At 52.9% G+C, this 23,536-nt stretch carries 20 protein-coding genes; 5 read left to right on the top strand and 15 right to left on the bottom strand.

All coding sequences use genetic code 11. The annotated features are described in order from the left end of the window. Nucleotides 1-101: 101 nt before the first annotated feature. The 3 genes from G1C94_RS05620 to G1C94_RS05630 all read left to right on the top strand — a co-directional run bounded on the left by G1C94_RS05620 (nucleotide 102) and on the right by G1C94_RS05630 (nucleotide 4,762). Nucleotides 102-1,628 (top strand): ATP-binding protein, encoded by a 1,527-nt coding sequence (locus tag G1C94_RS05620; RefSeq protein ID WP_216656898.1) that lies wholly within the window; start codon nucleotides 102-104, stop codon nucleotides 1,626-1,628. 286 nt (nucleotides 1,629-1,914) lie between these two features. Then, entirely contained in the window at nucleotides 1,915-3,261 is a 1,347-nt protein-coding gene (locus G1C94_RS05625) for an ATP-binding protein (RefSeq protein WP_172146162.1), read from the top strand. Between the two features lie 85 nt (nucleotides 3,262-3,346). Then, entirely contained in the window at nucleotides 3,347-4,762 is a 1,416-nt protein-coding gene (locus G1C94_RS05630) for an ATP-binding protein (RefSeq protein WP_172145927.1), read from the top strand. 774 nt (nucleotides 4,763-5,536) lie between these two features. Here G1C94_RS05630 and G1C94_RS05635 read toward each other — a convergent pair. From G1C94_RS05635 to G1C94_RS05675, 9 genes are all read right to left on the bottom strand, one after another. After that, complete coding sequence (locus tag G1C94_RS05635; protein ID WP_253902335.1) at nucleotides 5,537-5,989, bottom strand: hypothetical protein; 453 nt, start codon at nucleotides 5,987-5,989, stop codon at nucleotides 5,537-5,539. Between the two features lie 786 nt (nucleotides 5,990-6,775). Continuing rightward, nucleotides 6,776-7,438, bottom strand: a complete 663-nt coding sequence (locus G1C94_RS05640; RefSeq protein WP_172145931.1) for an RloB family protein — start codon at nucleotides 7,436-7,438, stop codon at nucleotides 6,776-6,778. Next, nucleotides 7,438-8,751: an AAA family ATPase gene (locus G1C94_RS05645; RefSeq protein WP_172145933.1), complete on the bottom strand. Its 1,314-nt coding sequence runs from the start codon at nucleotides 8,749-8,751 to the stop codon at nucleotides 7,438-7,440. The genes G1C94_RS05640 and G1C94_RS05645 overlap by 1 nt, the downstream gene beginning before the upstream one ends. 251 nt (nucleotides 8,752-9,002) lie before the next feature. Next, complete coding sequence (locus G1C94_RS05650; RefSeq protein WP_172145935.1) at nucleotides 9,003-10,415, bottom strand: RNA-binding domain-containing protein; 1,413 nt, start codon at nucleotides 10,413-10,415, stop codon at nucleotides 9,003-9,005. A 274-nt stretch (nucleotides 10,416-10,689) separates the two neighbouring features. Further along, the gene (locus G1C94_RS05655; RefSeq protein ID WP_172145937.1) at nucleotides 10,690-11,007 is read right to left on the bottom strand and encodes an addiction module antidote protein; all 318 of its coding nucleotides are present in this window, start codon (nucleotides 11,005-11,007) and stop codon (nucleotides 10,690-10,692) included. Between the two features lie 739 nt (nucleotides 11,008-11,746). Continuing rightward, nucleotides 11,747-12,307, bottom strand: a complete 561-nt coding sequence (locus tag G1C94_RS05660; RefSeq protein ID WP_172145939.1) for a PIN domain-containing protein — start codon at nucleotides 12,305-12,307, stop codon at nucleotides 11,747-11,749. Nucleotides 12,308-12,316: 9 nt separating this feature from the next. Further along, complete coding sequence (locus G1C94_RS05665; RefSeq protein WP_172145941.1) at nucleotides 12,317-12,847, bottom strand: helix-turn-helix domain-containing protein; 531 nt, start codon at nucleotides 12,845-12,847, stop codon at nucleotides 12,317-12,319. A gap of 666 nt (nucleotides 12,848-13,513) precedes the next feature. After that, on the bottom strand, nucleotides 13,514-14,437 hold the full coding sequence (locus tag G1C94_RS05670; protein WP_172145943.1) for a nucleotidyl transferase AbiEii/AbiGii toxin family protein: 924 nt from the start codon (nucleotides 14,435-14,437) through the stop codon (nucleotides 13,514-13,516). Next, a complete protein-coding gene (locus tag G1C94_RS05675) occupies nucleotides 14,427-15,368 on the bottom strand; it encodes a type IV toxin-antitoxin system AbiEi family antitoxin domain-containing protein (protein ID WP_172145945.1) in 942 nt (313 codons plus the stop codon). The genes G1C94_RS05670 and G1C94_RS05675 overlap by 11 nt, the downstream gene beginning before the upstream one ends. Before the next feature lie 534 nt (nucleotides 15,369-15,902). Between G1C94_RS05675 and G1C94_RS05680 the strand changes: the two genes are divergently transcribed. Together G1C94_RS05680 and G1C94_RS05685 are read left to right on the top strand one after the other, a co-directional pair. Beyond that, on the top strand, nucleotides 15,903-16,076 hold the full coding sequence (locus G1C94_RS05680; protein ID WP_172145947.1) for a hypothetical protein: 174 nt from the start codon (nucleotides 15,903-15,905) through the stop codon (nucleotides 16,074-16,076). Between the two features lie 9 nt (nucleotides 16,077-16,085). Further along, the gene (locus G1C94_RS05685; RefSeq protein ID WP_172145950.1) at nucleotides 16,086-16,709 is read left to right on the top strand and encodes a hypothetical protein; all 624 of its coding nucleotides are present in this window, start codon (nucleotides 16,086-16,088) and stop codon (nucleotides 16,707-16,709) included. 535 nt (nucleotides 16,710-17,244) lie between these two features. On the opposite strand, the gene G1C94_RS05690 is transcribed toward G1C94_RS05685, so the two are convergent. The 6 genes from G1C94_RS05690 to G1C94_RS05715 all read right to left on the bottom strand — a co-directional run bounded on the left by G1C94_RS05690 (nucleotide 17,245) and on the right by G1C94_RS05715 (nucleotide 23,506). Next, nucleotides 17,245-17,460 (bottom strand): hypothetical protein, encoded by a 216-nt coding sequence (locus G1C94_RS05690; protein ID WP_172145953.1) that lies wholly within the window; start codon nucleotides 17,458-17,460, stop codon nucleotides 17,245-17,247. A gap of 186 nt (nucleotides 17,461-17,646) precedes the next feature. Next, complete coding sequence (locus G1C94_RS05695) at nucleotides 17,647-18,579, bottom strand: hypothetical protein (RefSeq protein WP_172145956.1); 933 nt, start codon at nucleotides 18,577-18,579, stop codon at nucleotides 17,647-17,649. A gap of 691 nt (nucleotides 18,580-19,270) precedes the next feature. Next, nucleotides 19,271-20,437, bottom strand: coding sequence for an acyltransferase family protein (locus G1C94_RS05700; protein WP_172145959.1), 1,167 nt, complete (start codon nucleotides 20,435-20,437; stop codon nucleotides 19,271-19,273). Nucleotides 20,438-20,634: 197 nt separating this feature from the next. Continuing rightward, entirely contained in the window at nucleotides 20,635-21,837 is a 1,203-nt protein-coding gene (locus G1C94_RS05705) for a hypothetical protein (protein ID WP_172145962.1), read from the bottom strand. Continuing rightward, the gene (locus G1C94_RS05710; protein WP_172145965.1) at nucleotides 21,834-22,838 is read right to left on the bottom strand and encodes a capsular polysaccharide synthesis protein; all 1,005 of its coding nucleotides are present in this window, start codon (nucleotides 22,836-22,838) and stop codon (nucleotides 21,834-21,836) included. The genes G1C94_RS05705 and G1C94_RS05710 overlap by 4 nt, the downstream gene beginning before the upstream one ends. After that, a complete protein-coding gene (locus tag G1C94_RS05715; RefSeq protein ID WP_172145968.1) occupies nucleotides 22,835-23,506 on the bottom strand; it encodes a hypothetical protein in 672 nt (223 codons plus the stop codon). Before G1C94_RS05715 ends, G1C94_RS05710 begins: the two co-directional genes overlap by 4 nt. Between the last annotated feature and the right edge of the window lie 30 nt (nucleotides 23,507-23,536).

Here is a 23,536-nt window from a genome sequence, read left to right on the forward strand (position 1 = left end):
GATCAATTTCTCTCAAATCATTTCATCAATTCATGAAACGATTTCACAAATTTAAAAAATAATTTCATAAATTCAATACATTTTTTGTCTAAAGAACAAATTTGATAAATAGATTTGTTAAATCTGCTATAATTTTAGCTATGCTTGAATTAGATTTGTTAAATCTTGTAGAGAAGATTCAAAATAGGAAAGCCGAAGCGCAAACCATCGAGCTCAAGGCGGCGCACGAGGGATGCCCCACCAAGCTGTATGACACGCTTTCGAGCTTCTCGAACCAAGACGATGGCGGGATCATCATCTTCGGGCTGGACGAGCAACAGGATTACTCTGCCGTCGGCGTCTATGACGTTCAAGATCTCATCAAGCACGTCGCCGAACAGTGCAATCAGATGCATCCGAAAGTGCGCGCGATGTTCACCATCTGCGACATCGAAGGCAAGCACGTGGTGAGCGCCGAAATACCGTCAATGGACATCACCGACCGGCCGTGTTATTACGAAGGCAAAGGTCGCAACAGGGGGTCGTACATTCGCGTGGGCGAAGCGGATGAGCCGATGACCGAATACGAGATATACAGTTACGAAGCTTTTCGCCGCAAATATGAAGATGAGACGCACCCCGTGGAACGCGCCGACATCAATGATCTGGATGAAAGCCGTGTGACTTCCTATATCACCACACTCAAGGACGGCAAGCCCAATCTCTCCCAAATGCCCGACAGCAGAATTCTCGACCTGATGAGCATCGTGCGGGAAGGCAAACCCACACTCGCGGGAGCCATGCTGTTTTGCCCATATCCCCAAGCATTCTTCCCCCAGTTGGGAATCATAGCCGCGCGCCAGCTCAGTGACGAAATCCCGGCCAACACCGACGGGGAACGTTTCCAAGACAACGAACGCATCGAAGGACCTTTGCCCGATCAGCTACGCGATGCCATGTATTTCATTCGCAGGAACATGCGCACCAAGACGAGTATTTCGCCACAAACGGGGGAACGGTCAGACGTTCCGGAATATCCCATTGCGGCCATTCGAGAAATCGTTCTCAATGCGTTGATTCATCGGGATTACAGCATCCACACCCAGGGAAAGCCGATCCGGCTCCGCTTCCTCTCCGACCGCTTGGTCATCTCAAACCCGGGTGGCCTATATGGCAGGCTTACTCTCGACCAGCTGGGGCATGTTCAACCGGACACTCGCAATCCCGTGATTGCGACGACGATGGAGGTGCTCAAGCTCACGGAGAACCGCCATTCCGGCATCCCCACCATCCGTAGGCTCATGTCCGAAGCCGGCCTTCCGGAACCGCTTTTTGAGAATCGGCACGGAGAGTTCCGCGTCACTTTATTCGCAAGCAGCGCTCACGAATCTCCGAACGGCGCAGATTCCACTGACAAGATGGACACTGCCCCAACGACGCGGCTTGACGCTGCAACGAAGCGTCAAGCGGTGCTTGAATTTTGCAGCACGCCGCGCACCAGAAATCAAATCGCGGAGCATCTCGGCATCAACAGCACGACATACGCCATATCACGCTACGTCCAGCCGCTCGTGCAAGAAGGACTTTTGCGACTGAGTTTGCCCGACAAGCCCTCCAGCAGAAACCAGACATACCAGGCGGTTCAATGAACCCACGCTCAATTCGACTCATTCCAAAGGAACAGAGCAATGGAAAACCGCACGTCGCCCCCGGCATCAGCGCCCAATGAGTCTTTGGGCATTCCTCTGCGAATCATGCAGGAAAGTCGCCGGTGAAGCGGAACAGGAGTCGAAAAATCTCCAACTCCCCATCATCCTTGTACACGAAATTTTCTTTTTTTGTGTACACGCTGTACACGAAATTATATTTTTTTGTGTACACTTACTACTCAGATGGGCATAGAAACTAGCCGGCGAAGGAGCAACAGTGAGCTATATGGAGCGTAAACTGGCCGCGGAAATCGTCGCATGGGCGCAATCAGACGACACGCACCCGCTGATCATCCGAGGTGCCCGCCGCACCGGGAAAACATACCTAATCGAGCATCTCGGGCACAATTTGTTCCGAGACGATGTGGTCAAACTGGACTTCCAAACCGATCTCGCCACCATCGAGAAAATCTTCGACGTGCCCACCAACAAGACCGATGCCATCATCCAGCGCATCAGCGAATATTCCGGCGCGACCATCACCCCCAAGCGCACGCTTATCTTCCTCGATGAGATTCAGTTGAGCGAAAAGGCCCTGAACTCGCTGCGCTTCTTCTCCGGGACGGACTGGCGCATCATAGCCACAGGCAGCCTCTTGGGTGTGACCGTCAAAAACCGCAGTCTCCCTTTCCCTTCGGGCGTGCGGCAACTCGATCTGCGGCCGCTTGATTTCGAGGAATTTCTTTGGGCGGTGGACGAGAAACCTCTTGCCGACGCGATTCGCGAACACGCCTCGCAACCTTCGTCGTTCATCCTGCATGACAAGGCGCTGGATCTTTTTCACCGTTTCCTGACAATCGGGGGAATGCCGAAAGCGGTCGACGCCTACCGCTCGACACACTCATTCACGCACGTTGCCGAAGAGTTGCGCGAGATCGACGACACCTACATCAACGACATGACCGACCCCGACAACGGCATTAGCGGCGTGTCCGCCAAAAGAATATGGGACAGCTTGCCGAAACAGCTGCTCAGATCGTCCACCAAGAAATTCAAATACGCCGACGTGATCCGCGGAGGAAGGCGCGAGCGGCTGATGGAACCTCTTGAATGGCTCGAAGCAGCCGGGCTCGTCCTGCGCAACGACATGACCCGAGACACAACCGCGCCATTGAGCCCCTACCGCGACGAGGAGGGCAGTTTCTTCAAAATCTACATGGCCGACACCGGCCTGATGTTCCGCAAATTCGGCATAGCCGCCGAAGTGTTCCTCAACCCGGACGTCGCCGCGGCCCTTTCCGCTGATTTCCGCGGGGCACTCGCCGAGAATTTCATGATGCAGTCGCTCACGGCCAGCGGTCTGCACACCTTCTATTGGACCCCGTCGCAAGGTTCGGGCGAACTGGACTTCGTCTTCCAGAATCAGCTCGCGCAAACCATCGCGGTCGAGGTGAAATCCGCCCGCAACGTAACCTCCAAGACGCTGGCGCGATTCGCCAAAGAAAGCCGCTGCCCGATCGCATACCGACTCTCCGAACGCGACTTCGGCACCAGCCAGATAGCCGGAACCAGCACGCAACTGCACAGTCTGCCGCTCTACGCAGCCTTCGCCATTGCAAACACGCAATCTTAGGAAGCCCCGATAGAACTAGCCACTTGCGTGGATATAATACTTGTCAGTATAATACTCATGAGTATTAAGGCGATAGGAAGTCGGGATGTTCGTCGGCAGATCCAAGGAATTGCAAGTCCTCAACGACATGTGGGAACGCAGCAGTTACCAGATGATGGTGCTGCTTGGCCGGCGTCGCGTGGGGAAAACGGCGCTTCTGGATGAGTTCTCGAAAGACAAGCGCACGCTGTATTTCACTGCGCGCCAGCAAACGCCAGCAAATAACCTGCGTGATTTTTCGCGCGCGGTGTATGGTTTTTTCAATTTCCCGGAAAGCACCCCGCCGTTTGCCACATGGCAAGACGCCCTCGACTTCATCGTCAGCAAAGTGCAGGGGGAAGGCGAGCGCTTCCTGTTCGTATTCGACGAGTTTCCCTATGCGGCAATAAGCGACAACTCGTTGCCCTCCGTGCTGCAGATCGCCATTGACCACGGCTTCAAAAACACCAACAGCATGCTGGTGCTGTGCGGCAGCAACGAGGGATTCATGGAAAGCGAAGTGCTCGGCTATAAAAGTCCGCTATACGGCCGACGCACGGGGCAGATCAGGCTCAAACCATTCGATGTGTTCGACACCGCGCGCATGCTTGACTTTGCCGGCGCACAGGATGTGATCAAATATTACGCGACATTCGGCGGAACCCCGTACTATTTGCAGCAAATCCAAGCGGACAGGAGCTATGAGCGGAACGTGACCGATCTGCTGTTCAATACCAGCGGTCTGCTGTATGAAGAGCCGCTGATGCTGCTGCGACAGGAACTGCGCGATCCCACAGTATATGGTTCCGTGATGGAAGCCGTGGGCGGCGGCGCCACCAAGCAGAACAAAATCGCGGATCGAGCCGGAATCACCCCCGTCACCAGTACCAGCAAGTACCTCAAAGTGCTCGAAGATTTGGGACTGCTTGAACGTCAGGTGCCGCTGGGAGACAACCCGGCCCGTTCGCGCAAAGGACTATGGAAGGTCAAGGATCCGTTTTTTGCGTTCTGGTATCGATTCGTCAGCCCCAATATCGTCAGTGTGGAAAACGGCAACGGGGAGCTCGCCGCGCGCTCCCTGGTCTTCGGCCCGACGCTCGACACGTATGTGGGCCAGCAATTCGAGGAGGTGTGCCAGCAATGGCTGCTGCGCGCCAATGGTGAGGGAAAGCTGCCGTTCACGGCGCTGGAATTCGGCAGGTGGTGGGGCAGCGACCCGAACGCCAAACAACAAGCCGACATAGATGCCGTGGCGGCCAACTCGCAAACAAGCGAAATCCTTCTGGCAGAATGCAAGTGGAAGAACGACCTCAATGTGTCCGAAACCATTGCGACCCTGCGATCGCGGGCGAACCTGATCCCCGGATATGAAAAGCACCATTTCGCGCTGTTCGTCAAAACCGACGGGCTGGCCTCCATCGCCCGCCGTCAACGCGGCGACAAGGAACTGATGGTCGTCTCCGCCAACGACATACTCGCATAGCCGCACGCGCCGACACCTCCCGCTACCTCCCGCTTTGATTGTCTCGCCAATTGATACATTCAAAGCACGGACAGCCATTCGAGCGCAGCAATATGCAGACAGCAGCCCTCTTGAGAGCAGCTGCAGGAGGATGAGCAGACGCCCTATTCTGCCGTTACTATCAAGCCTTTGAAACGCATGAGGAAACCGAGTGCCTGTTCCTGTGGAATATTGATGTCAACATGAGCCAAAAATTGGCACTACATCCGCGTTAACTTTCTAACTTTCGTTAAAAGTTAGAAAGTTAATGCCATCAACACACAAAAATCACATAATCTTTGACAATAAAAGCAGGAAAATATCAGCCTCAAGGAAAACCCGAGAAACGAAACGCCAACACCGCGCGCCACTCATCCGCCGTCTCATTATCCGACAAACGCACAGCACGAAACCTTACTTATTCGACCACGATTCGACCGTTTTTAACCGCTTTCGACCGGTCGAAGGGGAAATGCATCGAGAGAATGACGCCAATCAGTCAACAGAGACCCCGAGCATATCGGCCGCATCCTGAGTGGTCAGCCTAGTGTCGCAAGGAGCAACCAGAACCGCCTTCCCCTTCGATAACTGCCCGGCCACCTGAAGCAGCGCTTCGGCAAGCTCCCTGGTCACAGGCCTGTCCTCCTGCCCCTGATCACGGCACGCACACGGGACGGGCGGCTTATAAGGCTGGACGAAAACCAACAACCGAAACGCCCGGTGTGAAAAGAAGAGAGCGCCAAGATTGCACGAGGTTCAGGTGAGGTTCCCCCGAACCATGCCGACTACATCACGGTTGACTTCCCTGATTCTGGGGTCTTTCATCATATCCTCTGTGGTCATCCACCGGCATCGTTTTGACCCGACCATGAAACTGTCGCCCTGCCAAGCGTCCGGCATGTGGGTCACATCGGCCTTGTAGAGATGGTAGACATAGTAGCGTTTCTCGCCGCCGTGCTCCGTGGACGGTTTGGCCGACTCCTGTTGCGCCACCGGTTGGATCGTGAAGTCGGAACGGCTGATTTCAAAAGCGTCGGAAAGGTACTGGGCCACCTGCTCCAAGTCAACCGAAATGGGTTCGACGGTTTTGTGATATGGGAAGAAGTCGCACTGCCAACCCTCGTCAAAGAATACGAGGTAACGGTTCCTGAAATCGCCTGTGGCGTCGCGCACGGCGATAATGGAACTTTCTCGCTCGGTTCTATCCATGGCCACTATATCCTTGTACATATCCTCTGCGGTGTAACGGCTCTTAATCGCCCTGTACAGCGTCCAGCCGCCAAAAATGAGAAACAGGATTGCGAGAAAGAACAAACCATATGTAGCCATGTGCAATTCGAAACATATGCGGCCGGCAGATAGAAAACGCCCGCCGCAACATTGCCAATCGCATTGTATATCGGCCCATTGCCTATCTCGTCCTTATGTTCCGTGATTTTGCTACGCAGCTCGAACCTGTCGATTCGCAACACCATACCTCCTTATAGTACACAGAACCGGGGGCGAATCGCGTGTTTTCTTGCGCACGAGGCGGTGGCTGGGCTAAGTGCATAAAGAAGATTGACGCGGATTGGGATCTTTTGGAAAACGCGCCCGAGAGCCGCAACAGTTGGAAGCTCCCGCTGCTAAATGCGGAAGAGCCGGTGCCCGAAGGTACCGGCTCAACGCTTAATTCAAGGGGCGGAATTGGAGCCACCCCACCGGATTGGCCATCTCCCCTGAAAAGTCGTTGCGCACCGCCTTAAAACGGGAGAAGTCGCGATGCCTTACTCCGGCAACATCCACCATAGCCGATACGACGAAGACCTCTTGCGAGACCAAAACCGACCTCCGGCAACAGTCGGATGACGTTGCCACGCCAGTTGCGACGCGGCTTACTAGAAAGGAGCGGAACATGCGTAATCCCAAAGAGGAGCCGCACGGCGTTCAAACATCTGGCTCATGCAGCCGCCATAAGCCTATCGCCATCGATAGACCCCATCATGGCCAACACTGTCACAACGCCCCTGGCCGTACGGACGACGAGAGATGCTCTATTACCATTGGCATATCCGTCCACGGCGCATACGCCTGCTCTTGGTACGCAGTGAGCATGGCGCGCGCACGGCCACGCTCTTTCGAGTTGTGCCGCCGGGCATTGCGCACTGCTCGTGCCGTGTGGTCTACGTCTATCTTTTCCAAATTCACGTACTTGTTTCGCGGCCCATAAGTCATCCCGGCTTTCGCGGCCGCCACCTTGACATCGGACGCTGTCACAAAACTGGCCGGGCACTCCCGAACGTGATCCAGGAGCCACGCTTCAAAACACGGGTTTGAGATGATTAACTCGATTCCCGCGCCTCTGCAGACTTTTTGCGCCTCCGCATGATCGTGGTAGTTGTCCACATCGACGACAACCCAAATCTTCTCATACGCATCAGCCGAATCGTCCTTTTCGGCCTCATCCTTCAACGCAACGGCGTGATTAGCCAGCTGAGCCGGGCTGTTATTCCAGTTCTGGTATTCGATCATCACGTTGTACATCGACTTAAGATGATTGAAATACTGCTTCTCCGTTTCGGCCCCTCCGCACACGACCAGATAACGCTTCTGCCGCGTCCTGCGCGAACGAGAAACATTACGGCCGTGCGCCGGGATATGACGGTGCTTCTTGGACATCAAGCATCAGCCCCATTCACCATGCGCGCAAACGCATTGTGGAAACTCGGCTTCGGCACAGCGCCATACACGCCATTGAGATAATTCTTGCCTATATTCTCCGCTTTACGCACCTTCAGATCCGTCGCGGGGAAAATCTCCGAAGCGCCCTCACTGTCCTTTTCCACGAGCCAAACCTGATCGGGCTGAATAAGCCGCGCCGCAGAGCCTGAACGATTGATCAACGACACATCGTGTGTGGTGAAAATGAGCTGCGAGCCATGCGGGTTCGTGTCAGGATCCGCGTACAGCGCCACCAGCTCCTCAACCAGAGTGGGGTGCAGACTCGTGTCGATCTCGTCGACCAAGGTCACTGACTGACACGACAACTGCCTGAGAGCGAGCGAGAAGAACGACAACGCCGCCAATGTGCCTTTCGATTCATTGACAGAACCGAAATCCGCCTTCGTCGTCCCCCCGGCATGTTCGAATTGCAACTGCATGGCGCTGTGCGACCCGAACATCTGGTCAAGATGCTCGTCGTCGGCACCAAACTGCTCCTTCATTGAGGCTTTGATCTGATCCAACATCTCCGCCGGCACATTAACCGGCGCGCTGCGCACACCACTGATGCCGAAATCGGCATATCGAATCAGCTCCGACAAATGCTTGGAGAACTCCGTCTTGTTGTTGAATTCATCAAGAATCCGCGATTCTTCCTGAGCAAAACCATCTGCTTCACAATAGGCGATGCCTTTCGAGAAAAACTCAAAAGCAGGCCGAACGCTCGCAATCCCCGCAGCCGCAGCCGCGGAAAGCGCCAACGCATTAGGGCGCAACTCAAGGGTTTTCGACACCTGGGCTTTCGGCCCCTTGAACGAGGCACCAAATTTCACCCCGTCCCCATCACGCGAAAACAGCAACGACGAATGCGTGGAGAAACGCTCACCGATCCTCTTGTATACCTGAAGTTCCTCTTCCAGAATGCGCCTGTCATCAAAGCGAAACCAGTATTGGTATCTCTGGGCATCATCCGCGATGAACTCCGCAAAAAACATGGAGTCTTTCTCCCGGGCGCTTTCCGTCAGCACGAATGGATCACGAGGAATGAGGCTCGAAGCGTCGCCTTGCCCATAGCTGTTCACCACCATGTCACACATAATGCGCAACGCTTTGAGAAAATTGGACTTGCCGGACGCATTGGAACCGTACACTGCCGCGATTGAAGAATATTCGGGTTCCCGCTCCCCCCTGAAACGAGCATCACGAGACATGGAAAACGACTGCTCGTCACGAAAACTTCTGAAATTAGCAAAACTGAAATCAATGAGCATCGCGACCTCTTCCTACCCTTATGACACGATAAGTATATATATAAATGGGTATTATTTGCAAATTCTTGCATAAAATGCCATTTTCTATGATACTTTATGAAGACATCCGCGAAAATCTTCCTCAAATACTCAAGCCCACGACCGCATGTGGATTGGCGGCGATTATGCCTGACTGTCGCGCTTTTGCACCGGCAAATACAAAACCGTGCGCAAAGTGAACTGCGCCCGGAGACACTGGAAAATTGAACAACTCACGAGGCAGGCGATTCCGCCGACCGCATATAGCGACGATTCCGAGTATGTCCCAACGCGACCAGTTCCCCCTGCTTGACCCGACCGGCAATCTTACGCCGCACCGCGCGCGCATCGGCATTGGCCAGACGCGCAATTTGCGAGATGGTGATTGCGTCGCGTTCGGTAAGCAGATACTCGATGGCTTCGTCAATGGTCATTTCTCCTGTGCCATCCGAATCCATAACAGCAGCGGCATTCTCCTGCCCGTCAATCGGCACGAACGCCGTGAAAACAAGACCATCCTTGAATGCGGGTTCACCGCCGGAATATATCTTCGTGTATTTGACAAGATTGCGCACGCCGCTACCGAGTTCCTCGGCAAGGCCGATTTGCGCAAATACGTCAGCAATAACCGGATTCTTGGGAACAGGCGTGAAATTGCCCAGGTCAATCTCGCCCTCGAACGCGGGCCGACTGGCATTGCGCGTCTCAATGCCATCATTCGTGATGGTAATCTGAGCGGGGATGGGGCTGGAATATTCACGATGCACAAGGATGTTCGACACCAGCTCTCGGACAATCCAATCGCGCGGGCTGACCGCCATATCGCTTTCGGCATGGAAACGATCGGGCAACGCCTTGCGCATGAACTCGGCAAGCAAATCATAGGAATCGATCAGATTCGTGCGCACGATAAGACGGTCATCATAACGATCTCGATCATCACGCCGGACGACGGCATCGGTCTTGTAAGCCGGCAACAAATCCGCAATCACGTCGTCCTTGCCCAAGAGCAGCCCCGCGGCAAGGGTCATGCCTTCGGTATGGCTGCTATAGTCGCGCGCGTACAGTCGCGCACTGCGCAACAAAGCCATGTCTTCCATATGAACCCACGGATGGCCGGGAGTCTTATTGCCAGCCATTGATCGAATGCGCTCTATCAGTCTCGGTTCAAGATCCGCGACCGATAAACCAGGGTAGATACGCTGTTCAGTGAAGATATTCTGCTTGCGGATGTACATCTGAACAATCTGCATCTCACCATCGATGCGCTTGTCGGTGTCAGCGACGCGATCCCACACCTGCCCCTTGTAACGAAAAACGGACGAGGTCGGCGGCACCCATACGCGGATCACCGTCTTGCCATCATATTGAAAACGCTCCGTTTCCACGACCAGGGTCGGGGAAAACGATTGGGACTGCCCTGTGACGTTAGCGATGTTGCGCTCGATGCTCAGCGCGGATTTCTCCGGCACCCCAATCACCGTGCCATCGTCCTTCACCCCAAGGAAGATCGACCCTCCGGCATGGTTGGCAAAAGAGCACACGGTCTCATAGGTATCCGGCTCAGGATTGCCGCCGCAACGCTTGAATTCCACGGTCGAGCTCTCGCCAGAACGCAATGTTTCTTCAAATTCCGCGATGTCCATCAGGCCACCTCACTTAACAGATAATGCATAATTCCCACTTATTCGACCACGATTCGACCGCTTATGACCACATTTTAACCGCTTTCGACCGTTTATGACCGCGATTCGACCGTTTTTAACCGCTTTCGACCGCTTTCGACCGCTTTCGACCGGTCGAAGCAAGCGGGAAGGCCATTCGGGACAACTGCCCAAACAATACGCGGCACAACTGGCAGCATAAACCACCCACTTTTCAGTGGTCCAGATCAGAGTGCCGGACATGGAAGGCGGAACATCAAGAGGAAACCCCGGCTGGCGGGACGCCCCGGGCTTGGACGGGTTCGATGACCAGTCGCCCACCCAAAGCCCCAACGACTTTGGAAATGGTGCGGAAGCTCGGGTTGCCGGAACGATCGAGGCTCTTGTACAGACTCTCGCGGCCGACGCCGGCCTCTTTGGCGATCTGCCCCATGCCTCGCGCTTTGGCAACGTCTCCTATGGCCGCTTGCAGCAAGGCGGGGTCATCCAGTTCCGCGGCGGCGTTGAGGTATGCGATTGCATCCCGTTCGTTGTCGATGTATTCACTTGCATCCCAGCGGCTGGCATTCACCATTGCTTGTCCTTTCTGGGCGAAGTAGACACGGCATTCCGGGCCGAAGTGGAAACGAAGTTCGCTTACGCCGTCGCCGACTGGATGCAGGTCGCCCATGGGTTTACCTGCGGCCTCGCACAGCCCGAGCCTTGCGTTGATTCTGGCTTTGACGTCGGAGCCGCGCAACCGGCGGAACCACGTGTCGCTATTCGTCGGTCTTTAGTATCTGCACACCCACTATTGTATCCTATAGGATACAATAGTGCAAATGCGCTTTACACCGAAAACGGATGAGGTCGGCGGCACCCATACGCGGATCACTGGCTTGTGCGATAGACTGCTTTGCGAGGTTTCTGTTTCGCTCCGCGTCAAGCGTGACGGGATCGGAATCTTATAAGAGGAAAACATCTGCCGCGGATGCCTGACAATGCTTTACGCACTGTCGCGAGAGCGGGCGTCCATGTCCGAAGGCCGACTGAAGAGCCTTGGTAGCGGTTCGCCACCGTTGAACGGCTGGCGGATATGTCCCGCAGTGGATTATGGTTTCCCCGAACGGCGGCGGGCGTCCTTATGGTCGCCCGCCGCCCCGTATGCGAGGATCGTTCGAGTGGCATAGGGGGTTTCGTCGGCGGCAAGCGCCGGCATGCAAGCATTTCTCTCCATGCGGATTGTCGGCGATTACGCCTGACTGTCGCGCTGGGCATCGAGCGGGGGCGCGTTGGTCTCCATTGGTGCCACCACGGTTTCCTGCACGCGCTTTTCAGCCGTACAATGCATCCAATCCCTGATAGATATGATTAGCAAATTGCTTCAAACCGCTCCGGGTAAGCAAGTCGCAATAGTCCTCGGGCGTTTGCGGATACTTCCTATAGCTCAGCAACGCAGCGTAACAGGCCCGAGCGACGCGCCCGGGGTCAAGATCAAGCACATCAAGCAGGAAATCATCGGGATGCTTCAGCTCCATGCCGACCTTGCGCATTGACGTCGCGGGAAAATCCTTGACATTGAAAGTCACGAGCGTCTGCGCCGGCGAATGGCATGCGGCGGCAAGTACGTGACGATCCTTATCGTCACATGTCATGTCCCCGATAAGGCTCTCATATCCCACGACCAGCGCATCGGGGAAGGCTGTCTCCATAGCGGATAACCGCCGAACGGCTCGTTCTTCACCGATAAGAGGCACAAGGTTCGCGCGCAATTCATCGACCACTCCCGTGGACCAGTACGGAACGAAAAGGCGCTCTTCGGCAAGACGCAAAACAAGATCGCTCACGTTCTCGCCGAAGAGGGCACATGTGTCGAAAAAGACGGGAAAACTCAAGGAAGACCCCTAGCCCTTGGTGACCAGAGGATTCTCAAGAGTGTCATAGGGGTTCTCGTCGGCGGCAAGCTCGTCGAACAGCCGCAGGTTCTCCCCATGCCGCTCCCGCGCATACTGCTGCAAATCCGAAAGAAGAATCCTGCGATGACGCCCGACCTTGGTAAAGGGAATCTTCCCGCTTTCCAAAAGCTTCACCAACGTGGGACGAGAGACCCCGAGCATATCGGCCGCATCCTGGGTGGTCAGCCTGGTGTCGCAAGGAGCAACCAGAACCGCCTTCCCCTTCGACAACTGCTCGGCCACCTGGAGCAACACCTCGGCAAGCTCCCTGGTCAAAGGCCTGTCCTCCTGCCCCGGCACCTTCAGCACCGCGATGGGAAAATCCCGCTGGGAAGCCATGCCTTCAAATCGCGCGTCCACCCCCTCGAACGAGGACTGCGCGAAACCCGACAGCGCCTCGCTGACATCAATAAGACTCTTGCGATCCTCAACGTTCGGCAGATACGTCGAAGAATCCCTAGACAAGCTCCTGACCACCATGACGCCCACCTCCCATTCGCATCCATGCACCCGCCGCAACGCGATGCGCAACATCAAACCATAACATCACAATAAACGAAATATTCAAAAAGGTAAAGTAGACGCCGAAACGGCTGGCGCTCTTCCAACGCGCGCAGACAGCGAATGCCGCAGCTGCGCCTTCAGCACTGGAGCTGGACGAGACAGCGCGAAGGACAATACATGAAAAAGCCGCTCATACCGCGAAACACCGAATGCGCGAGATCGCATAATCACCGACGATTGAAGCATAAATCAGCCGGTTCTGGAAACTTCGTACACTGACGACGACTCAGCGTACGATCCTTCAGACGAATCAGCCGGTTCTGGAAACTTCGTACACTGACGACGACTCAGCGTACGATCCTTCAGACGAATCAGCCGGCTTGGAAACTTCGGGACTGTCTCGTCAAGTGTGTAACTGGTGTTTTTATTGTTAAGGCGAACGAGCTGCAGGCGGAAGCGTGGAATCAGGTGGGATGGGCAATCAGAAAGGCGATGCAACTTCAGGGAAAATCCCGGTAGATTCGGGCATCGAGCACCGGGCGCGTCGATATCGAAGAACACCGCAGGAAACGAAACGCCAACGCCGCGCGCCACTCAAGGGCATGCGAAAGCCATCTAAGAAAGCCGATGGCGTCACAGCGCCTACTGTTGCGCTTCCCAGAGGAGCTGCTGCGGATTCCACTGATTCCTCGTGTTCACGCCGAGGGAGTACAGGTCATCAAGCATCCGCGAAATCAGCCTTGACGCATCCTCAAGGGAATAATCAGAGACACTCGTTCCTGCCGAGGCAACACGAAATTGCTTTTGCGTCCACAACGAGGGCGCCGCAAAAACAAGTGGATAAGGAATGCGACGCCTCGCGCATTCGTCTTGCAACGCCGCACTAAGTTGGCGCGCGTCAATCTTCTGAGTCAACGCAATAAGTACGAGATCAACAAGATCTTTGACCCTTGTCGACTGCATTCCCCCGACGAGTTGAACGGTTGCACAGGCTTTATCAGCAAACTGATTTGGGATTGGATAGAGCCGATATGGGTACGATTCAAGCCCCGGAAGAGGCAATCTATTGCGAGGTTCCATGACATCGCCCGACAATAGAACCCCCTGATGAACCGCCAAATCAACATGCACTTTCCCAAGACTTTTCGTGCCGAGAAAAATGCCGAAATAAACACGACAGCCATCACCATAGGGCTGATTCTCACCCTGCAAAATGGGCTCTTCGGAAAGAAACTCGAATCGGAAAAAATCATGAAGATCCACGGCGGCAAGTCTCTTGAGTTCTTCCAGCGATTCGTCCTTGCCATAGCCCTCTCTGAAGAGATCAGCGTCCAAGGTGCGACGAGTGGAGGGAATCCGCGCCAGCATGGCACTTCCCCCTTTGAGCACCCATTCGCTTCTGTCTCCTTCGCTGAAAATTCGGCTTAGGAAACGATCGATATACGTCTGGCGAATAAGGTCGCCGACGTTGCAGTTGGGATTTTCGCGCTGACGATTTCTTGCCGCGGCCTTGATGGCAGACTCGACGGCCGTTGAACTGTTGTAACGCTTCTGGTCATTCTTCATTGGACTGCCCATCCTCTCGTTGGGAAGGTTTGACGCTGACGGCCTTAACGGACGGCACGACTGATTGGGCAATCGACTCCGCCCAATCGGGGCTGATTTTCGGATACGAGACGTCAATCACTTTCCGCGCTATCTGACGGACGGAATCCTGCCGGCGTTCGAGCATTTCCCTCCACGCGGGACTCGTCGCGACAGCCTCGGATATTTCAGCACACAGCGGCGTGAGATCCACGGCCTGCCCGATACTTTCGCATACAGGCTTTAGCCGCTGAACGATCAGCCTATTGAGCGGCCCTGTCAGCTGGTCAAGGAAAGCCCTGCCATCGCCATCGGCAAAACCATGTTCCTTGGCCAACGGAGACAGCAAGCCGATTAGTTGCTGACGACTCTGCGCCGTAAGGCCATTAAAGCCGGTCTGCAAAAACATGTCGGACACCAGCGACAGATCAGCCCCCTGCTCGACCAGATCAGCCACCGTCTGGGGGAACGAAGTCACAGGCAATCCCTCACGAAGCACGACACTGCCAGAAGGATACGCTCTCGTCCGCAGCCGCATGTCGGACCTCTGCGTCTGCCTACGAACAGGCGTGGCAAACCGATAAGGCTCGGGGATGAAATCACCCGCATCCAGCAACCATGCGGCGGTCTGCCCGCAAACAACGGCATCATAACTGGACTCCATCAGCCGCTCATCCGCCGTCTTCTTGGGATAGAGCGAAAGCCATGCGGCATGAAGCGACGTATATTCGTCAATCGGAACCGAGGAATCCCGATAAACCCCATGCAGGAGACGCTCAAGAAGGCCGGCACCCGCCATTCTCGAAAGATCCATACGCGATATGCCCAGTTGTTCCGCCTGGGCAGCGGTGACAAGACCCCACTGCGAGGACATAAGCCCCTTCAGTCGTTCCTGCCGCTTCTTACCTGCCATGCTTTGATTGTAACACTATTTGATACAATCCAAGCACATATGGTCATTCGCCCGCAGGAGAATGCGCTTACGCAGACAGCGAATGACGCGGCGCTTTCAGTGCTAGGAGATTGGATCGGAACAGTGCGAAGGACAATACATGAAAGGCCGCTCATACCGCGGAACACCGAATGCGCGAGAACGCATAAATCACCGACGATTGAAGTATGAATCGGCCGGCTTTGGAAAGTTCGTACACTGAGCAGCCGCCAATTACACACTTAACGAGACAGTCCCCGGCCGCGCTTTCAGCATTGGAAAGTTGAATGACGGGAAACATCGTGGCTGATTAAGGTAGGACCCGTAGCCGTAAGGCCGGAACGCGAAAAGAAATCGGGAAAATGCCAACGCAAAGCTGGAATAATGCACCGAACGGAAGAAAGCAAGTGGAACGGGAACCGCCTCCGGCTTGGCGCGGATCTTCACAACATTTGCGGTGTCGGCATAAACGGCACGCATACAATTGAAAGTGATGTGCAGAAAGGAGGAATCGATATGGCATTGCGTTCCCTGAACGGATATTACGTGCTTTCGCGGGAGTCCGCCAAGAATTTCAATTTCGAGGAATCTGCAAAGAAATTCATGGCGTTCATGAAGGATTTCACGCCGATGGACGCTTCGACGGATTCCGCTTTGACGAAACATACGGACGAACATCACAAGGAATAGACAAGCTAAGTGAAGAATATGCACCTATTCGCCCTGCGAGACGTTCTTTCAACGGATTTCGATAAGGAAAAGGCTGATTCGATCAGGAAGAAGATCAGCCTCTTCTCTTGCAAAAGAACGGAACACATCGAACGGTTCGCGCATAATCAGATGATTACAGCGGAAAGCTACGGGGAATCCAGAAGCTTTCTTTTTCTGGAAGACGACACTGACGACCTTGTAGGATTCTTCACCACGGGACTAACGGTGATTGACTGGCCCAAACAGGTCGAACCCTCGGAATGGTGGCAGTCCCTTTCAAAGAAGCGCCGCAACGTATTCACCAAAGGGGTGTTTTCTTCGAACGGCATAATGCCCGCATTCACCATAGGTGAGATAGCGAGGGATGACAGATATACTAACGAGGACTTGCCAGGCGAAACAATCCTCAGACACGCATTGGCGAAGATTCTCGAAGCGCAACGATACGCAGCCGGACGTCTTATATTGGTCGACACCAGGCGTAAGCTGTTCGACCGTCTGTATAGAGAAGCCGGCTTCGAGGTGTTCGGCACAAGGCCATCCCCAAACGGCGAGGGCGACGAAGAATTTGTCATTGCTTTGCTATCCCTGAAGAATATGACAATCCGCTAAAGATTCTCTCGATCGCTACTTTGGCTTTCGCTCCCCTGACGAACGTCACCAGACGGCGGACTCCAGTGATCGTCGCAGCACCCGGGTTGGCCCGCATTACCGACTGACCCGTTATGTCCCACCCGATATTCCCTTACCACGCTCTCGCCGAAAAGGGCGCATGTATCGGCGTTTCACTTTATTCGACCATGATTCGAACTGAACAGCTGCCAGCGTACGATCCTTCAGGTGAATTGGCCGGCTTTGGAAACTTCGTACACTGACGACGACTTAGCGTACGATCCTTCAGACATAGGCAGGGAAACAGGTGAGGACGCCACCACAAAACCCGCACGAAGAGCCGCTCGCTTACGGGCATCAAACTTACGGCATTCAACGCGACCGAATGAGCGCGGGACAATCCAACGGACACTGCCACTGCGCAACGACACACAGCACAACCCGCGCAAACACTCACACGATGATTACGGCAAAGCCCAGCCTCTGAGCAAAATCCATTGCCTGATCAGCAGCGGATGGAATCGCGGCGGCCACCTCAATCACCCGACAAGTAATCAAGATCAACCAGTTCAGAAAGGGCAATACGCTCATCCAAGCTCAAACCAATAAGATTTCTTCTTGCACGCAACTCATCGGCACTTCCATATCTGCTGATAATGGAACGTTTGCGCGCCGCGATATCTTCCGCACTGAGAACCTTAGGCGCAGCAATCTTATGCGCTTTGGGCAGAGGAAGCACCGCAGTCATCATATTCTCCTATCCCACAGATAACTTCTATGCACATCATAGGCCTTTAAGCGTACAGGAATAAATATAGCTACATATGTTTCACAGGTTTTAAATAGAAGTGCAGCACCTTTGTCAAGCCTGTAATTTTAGCAGTTCGTCGGTGAATGCCTCGGAAGGCTTAGGCGATCTAGCAGATCAGATCGAACGTCAACTGCGCAGCAGTTTGTTGCCGCATGTGACTTGAGCCGTGGAGTTGACCGGACGCTTCATCCACAACCCGACGATGAAGAATACGCAAAGCAAAGTGCCGCACAGAATCCTGTGTGCCATGAAGCCCCCATGATTCCAGGTGTGCTGAGTGAAACCCAACACCCACACGATCGGTATCAATGCCGTCAGCAGGAGCGACGCACTCACAATGCCCGTGCTTTTGAATGTCGGGAAAGGGCTCACTTTCAATTCACGAACCGTTCGTCTTTTTACGAGCAGGCATACCACAACGACGCAAACCAAAATCGCCAAAACCGCGTAGATGAACACATCACCGCGATAAACAAACTGTTGCCAAATGCGTTGCATCGCATCACCAAAAGTGGGACGCATGTTCGGGTTGCCGTCCGCAGCACCGTGAGAACGGAAAGCCGCCTGTTTCATCGCATCGGCAAACACGTTTTTCCCGATGATCAGCGTGGAGAGCGACCATTTTGCAACCCATGTAAACGCATAGCCGAAGCCCCAATTCATTGCGCCTAGAACAGGAAATGTCAAGAATCTGCAGGCAGAAATCTCATCAGCGCTTTCAGCGGTGAAGTTCAGAACCAGTGCCACAGCCATCGGAACGACAAGAGTAAGCACCGGCGCTGAAAGTAAATCAATGTAGTTGGTCGCCGAACCGATAACAAAGAACGCAAGAAGCATCGCCTCACGTGAGTGCTTGCCGCGACACAGCCAGATGACCGCGACCAGCATTATCCAAAACACATGCGAATACTGCAAACTCACCGCAACAATATCCAAACGCGCCGGCAACAATGCCAAGAGGAACAACATCGAGAAACCGTAGCCCAACTTACGCGAAAGCATGATAAGAGCAGTGCCCAGCAACAACAGGAAAACCCCGGACTGGATAACTCTCACCACAGTAATATTGCCGACAAGGAGAAGCGGCTTGACTAGTATGAACCAACCATGCCAATACCGTGCATAAAAGCTAAAAGCTTGAAATATCACCCCCCCCGCGACTCAGCACATCCGCGCAACATCACCAAATCAGAGTAATTGTCCAACTTTGTGTTGCCATACAGAGGGCTGTAATACGTCCCTTCTGTCTTGAGGAACTGAATGCTCTGCTGTCGGTTAGCCTCTACTGCGGATTGCGGAACTGCGTAGCCGATAACGAGAAGAAGGCTGTAGATAAAGCAAAGACCTACAAACCAGATGCTGTAACGAGCAAGAACCTTGCCGATTTGAGCGCACAACGAGCGAACCGCACTTCCTGCGTTACTCATCAAATTCCCATCTCCTCTATATGGTTAGATGCCAGCGAATGATAAAGCCGTATTTTCAATACATCGTTTACTGGAACACGCCTACAAAAGACAGTATATAAAAGGGGATATACGGCATAGGCGAGCGGAACTGATTGAGCGTGGCAGCTAAAGCAATGAACATGGGGCTGGATGCGCCCCACTCTACACCCTTGGAGTCATATTCAGCCCAGCAGGACATGCCCTTGCCAGAGGATTCTCAAGAGCGGCATAAGGGTTCTCGTCGGTGGCAAGTTCGTCGAACAACGCAGTTTCCTCATGCCTTTTCAAGCGTAACCATGCCCTCACGGTCGCATTTTAACCGTTTTGCCCAAACGTGTTCTGAGCACTCCCGAGATGATTGCTCTCTGCAACGGAGTCACCAGAAAACGGTCAATCACCAGCGATAGCAAAGTCAAAGTCACGTAAATGGCGACAATCAACACGCTTCCAGCGAGAGCCTTAAATAAAACGCCCTCGGGTTCGGGAACGATACTCCCAACCGCAGTCCAGAGTATTCTCCAGCCGAGATAATGCTCATGCAATAAATACACCCCGAATGCGCCGGAAGCAATGGTGTTAATCCAACGATTCGAAAAAGGAACTCGTCCGGTGTGATTCGCTACACACGCGAACATGGATGTCGCGGCCAGAATCTGCAATGGCCGCACACCGGCATGCAGCTGACCGGACCAGCCCAGCAACTCTCTTAGCTGCGGTGAGGATTGGTGCATAGCCAAGTAGCTAAAAACTGTCGAAAATACGACAAAGCCCAAAATAAAGCCTACTGTGCGCCCAAACGTAAACACTTTCAATGAATCATTGTACAGACGGAGATAAGCACCAACGATATAACCGCAAATCCCGTAAACGACATTATCAAAGGGTATCGCGGTAATGCCCAGCAACGGCAAGCCGGACACCGCGGTCAAACTCATTGCCAGCACACTCAAAGTTCTCCTGCTGACCTGATTACACAGGATGTTCAAGAGGGGAGCTACGATCAGCAGCACAATATATGCCGTCATAAACCAATATTCATTGAACAATATCGGCAGTAACGTCCGTCGAAGCGTAAATGCCAGATGTCTCAGAGAGAAAACGTCTTTCAAGTAAGCCGGATGGCTCACAAGCCATAACGCGGTTGTCCCCAGCAATACAACAACCGAATAGATCACCACCTTGCTCCAAGCCTTGAACACCCGAACGGGGCTGAACGTCTTAGCGGCCATGAACCAGCCGGTTATTATGAAAAACAGCGAAACGCCAATCTGCCCTGACTGGACAAGCGTGTAAGCGGCAGCTCGTTTCCAACCAAGCGTTTTGGGCATCCACCCCATATGGATGGTGAAATGGCAAGTGAGCACAAGCAACATGGCTAATATGCGCAAGACCTCTATGGAGGAAGCTCTTAGTCTCCCCCCCCCCACGTTTCCACAACGTTCAGAGACAATCGCTCTATGCCAAGTCATGATGGATCTTTCTCTCTCTAATCTTCCAACTCACTTTATAGAAAAACCAAGACCAACCGGCACCGGTTCGTCCATTTCTATCCAGATTGCCCGCTGACACTGAAATAGCGTCGACGAATGGAAAGACACACTCTCACACTATTACGACTCAGCGCACGCACGCGACTTCATTTTTCTACCTGAACGACACATCGGGTTCAATAACGGCCCATAGCAACAGCGTCGTCAAGGGCATGCAGGTGACGCTTGGTTCGAACGAACAACACATCGGGTTCAATAACGGCCCATAGCAACAACGGGGCCAATATGCCGAAGCCAAAATCCAACACATGCCGTTCTGTGAATCCCATAACCAGATAAACTAAAATCATCAGGCATACTTCTATGTTCTTCTGCGACTCTTCGACTTTAACATCTTTGACCAGAGTGAATCGGAACAAGTTTCCCACTGTTCCAGCCAACAATGAGAATAAGAGGAAGATGATCAGAGCAAGTACCACCCCGTATCCGCAGAGCATGTAAATGTAAAAATTATCCAGAGAACCGCCCGTCGAGAATAAGTTCTTAGTGTATTCGGAAGCCCCAAACACTTGAATATGCTGTATTCCTTGCGACCAAGATAGAGGACGGGAAGATAGCAACTGGTTCAGTCGTGAATCATTCCCGAATACAGTGGCCACAATAACCGATAAACACAGCATTGCCCAAGGTGCAAGAACCGTAAGGCAAGCCACGCCAGGCCATCGTCTAATGAAATAGGACAAAACAATCAAGAAAATGCCAAATATCGCGGACAGAATTGCAGTTCTAGAGGCGGTGAAATAATAAGTAATGCTCACCAGCGCAGCCGCAGACAGCAAACATACAGTTTTAGTTAATCGATCTCGCGTATAAATACCGGCACAAATCAACGGAAGCAAGAAACAAATCGAGTAATTGGGATGATCAAAACCGAGTGATAGTCGAGTGCCCAGTCCATCACCCTCCACATGTACTACAGACACATGATCCATAACTGCCCCGGTCACATAGGCAATCAAATTGACAATGAAAAACAAGCCTGCCGCGATTCCCCAGTAACCGACATAACGCGTGACACCCAAATCAAGCAATGCCAACGCAATGAACAAGGCCATAATCAAATCTATCTTGTTCAAACAGAGAAAATAAGCACATGCCAAGCCAGACAAAGCAACAACTGCGATCAGCTGTTTTCCGCTGAAACGGTAACCACCAACAAGCAGCCACATTACTTTACTTGCGCATAGAAATGCCACCACAAGCACGGTCAGATACACATATAATGAGTTGGAGAAAAAAACCTGATCAGCATATTTGGCCAGCAAGCTTAAAGCGATGATGAGCAGATCAACAATACGAATTTGCTTGATATAGCTCATTGTCCGTTCCCTTTCTCCGAAATCCAGCCGACTAAAGTTTTATCGCCTTCTTCGGTAAAACTTGGCAAATTCTCTTTCCAAGAAAGCTTGAACGCCCATGTGGAGCCATTAAGCAGCGTCTTCACTTCAGAGGAATTATAGGAAACAGAATCACGCAATAGGGGTAGTAACATCTCACAATCAGTATTGTTCACCGGAATCGCATCGTACTCGGCGCGAGCTGCGGGAATGCTGTTTCTCGCAATTTGAGCGCAATAAAAAACTAAGAAGTAGTCAATCAGCGTATTGAATTCAAGCCAATAATGAATCAAACAGTCGTAGATGAACCGGTACGTCACCGAATTCGGTTTGGATGCGATGCAATACGACATCCATTCCGATGGCACGGGAATTCGTAAACTTTCGAAAAAATCCGAGCGAATTCCTTTTACCGTATACGTCGGCAAATCGAATATTCCAGCGGGAATGTCTGTAACTAGAACGGTCGCATCCAGCCACAGGCCACCATGCTTAGCCAGTAAAGCCGCCCGGATTATATCAGTCATCTGCTGAGGAGAAATTATCTCATCAGCATATTTGCGACAAATCTCGCTTGGAAGCTGACAGTATTGCTGGTAGTTTTCGTTCGTGATGACAACAACCGCGTGCTCCCCTCCATGCTCCTTGACACGTCGCATAAGCGCTTTAATAAAGGCCGGCGCGTTCTCTTCTCCTTGCAGCCAGCAAGTCCACACAATTTCATCATTAGCAATGTTAGGGGCAGCGGCAGAGCCAGCATCAATATACTTGTCGATTTCCTGCTGAAAGTAAGTTCTGCACCAGTTTGTCAGCCAATGTTCTTTGCTAGAGAACAATCTGCCGAAAGCAGGAATCTTAAGGCGCTCAGCCACTTTATAATCTACATGGCAAATCACCTCCAACCATGCATATTTAAGACCGAATAGTCTGGCATGCTGAGTAAAACGCCGAAATTGGCTACCTTCTGCTTTAGCCTTAGTCATTGTCCGACCTTTCTGTTTCGACATGCTTTCCATCTACGAGAAAGTACTTTCAACGCAACGACACAAATAACCATTCCTACAAACAAGCCACTCGCGATTGGAACAACCAACAGCACTTCAACCCATTTGCTCGGGGAACGAGAGGAAATCTCGCTCGAGTCACCGCCCGACAGAATGATTTTATTACTTTCAGCCGCATTAGCAGATGCCTCACTCTGCTTTATAAGCACCTTGCTAAAAGCAATTGCAATCGCCGTGGACTCATGACTATCAACGGTACAGGCCTTAATTTCAAGCTGCTGCGTAGGAGTCTGAGCTCTCAGCGACAAACTCTCACGCAAAGCATCTTGCTCTATTGTGATGCCCTGAGTCTTTTCGAGCGTTTCTCGCGTCTCCTGCAGAGAGTTATCTGATATTGAATTGAATGCATAGTGACGTAACTGATCAGACGTTTCCTTCCATGTGGCTTTTCCGTTCTCAACGTCCAAAACCGTTTTCGCGCAGTAACTGGTAGGAGAATTGATGGCGTAACCAAACAAAGCACCAAAAATCGAAATCAGGACAACAATCCAGATAAGTTTGTGTTGCAGAACCGTCTCTTGAAGAAAAGCAACGTCAAAAGCCGCATCCTCGTCAGCGATCGGTTGCTGATCTTTCGTCTCTGTCACGAGAGTCCCTTTCACGGTTGCACAGCGTGC

The sequence above is a fragment of the Bifidobacterium panos genome, assembly GCF_012932445.1.
Classification (GTDB): domain Bacteria; phylum Actinomycetota; class Actinomycetes; order Actinomycetales; family Bifidobacteriaceae; genus Bifidobacterium; species Bifidobacterium panos.

Bases quoted from the DNA above. Each gene is read 5' to 3' on its own strand.
- G1C94_RS05625 (WP_172146162.1), top strand. From the start codon at position 1,915: ATGGAGCGTAAACTGGCCGCGGAAATCGTCGCATGGGCGCAATCAGAC.
- G1C94_RS05630 (WP_172145927.1), top strand. From the start codon at position 3,347: ATGTTCGTCGGCAGATCCAAGGAATTGCAAGTCCTCAACGACATGTGG.
- G1C94_RS05635 (WP_253902335.1), bottom strand. From the start codon at position 5,989: ATGGATAGAACCGAGCGAGAAAGTTCCATTATCGCCGTGCGCGACGCC.
- G1C94_RS05640 (WP_172145931.1), bottom strand. From the start codon at position 7,438: ATGTCCAAGAAGCACCGTCATATCCCGGCGCACGGCCGTAATGTTTCT.
- G1C94_RS05645 (WP_172145933.1), bottom strand. From the start codon at position 8,751: ATGCTCATTGATTTCAGTTTTGCTAATTTCAGAAGTTTTCGTGACGAG.
- G1C94_RS05650 (WP_172145935.1), bottom strand. From the start codon at position 10,415: ATGGACATCGCGGAATTTGAAGAAACATTGCGTTCTGGCGAGAGCTCG.
- G1C94_RS05655 (WP_172145937.1), bottom strand. From the start codon at position 11,007: ATGGTGAATGCCAGCCGCTGGGATGCAAGTGAATACATCGACAACGAA.
- G1C94_RS05665 (WP_172145941.1), bottom strand. From the start codon at position 12,847: ATGGTGGTCAGGAGCTTGTCTAGGGATTCTTCGACGTATCTGCCGAAC.
- G1C94_RS05670 (WP_172145943.1), bottom strand. From the start codon at position 14,437: ATGAAGAATGACCAGAAGCGTTACAACAGTTCAACGGCCGTCGAGTCT.
- G1C94_RS05675 (WP_172145945.1), bottom strand. From the start codon at position 15,368: ATGGCAGGTAAGAAGCGGCAGGAACGACTGAAGGGGCTTATGTCCTCG.
- G1C94_RS05680 (WP_172145947.1), top strand. From the start codon at position 15,903: ATGGCATTGCGTTCCCTGAACGGATATTACGTGCTTTCGCGGGAGTCC.
- G1C94_RS05690 (WP_172145953.1), bottom strand. From the start codon at position 17,460: ATGATGACTGCGGTGCTTCCTCTGCCCAAAGCGCATAAGATTGCTGCG.
- G1C94_RS05700 (WP_172145959.1), bottom strand. From the start codon at position 20,437: ATGACTTGGCATAGAGCGATTGTCTCTGAACGTTGTGGAAACGTGGGG.
- G1C94_RS05705 (WP_172145962.1), bottom strand. From the start codon at position 21,837: ATGAGCTATATCAAGCAAATTCGTATTGTTGATCTGCTCATCATCGCT.
- G1C94_RS05710 (WP_172145965.1), bottom strand. From the start codon at position 22,838: ATGACTAAGGCTAAAGCAGAAGGTAGCCAATTTCGGCGTTTTACTCAG.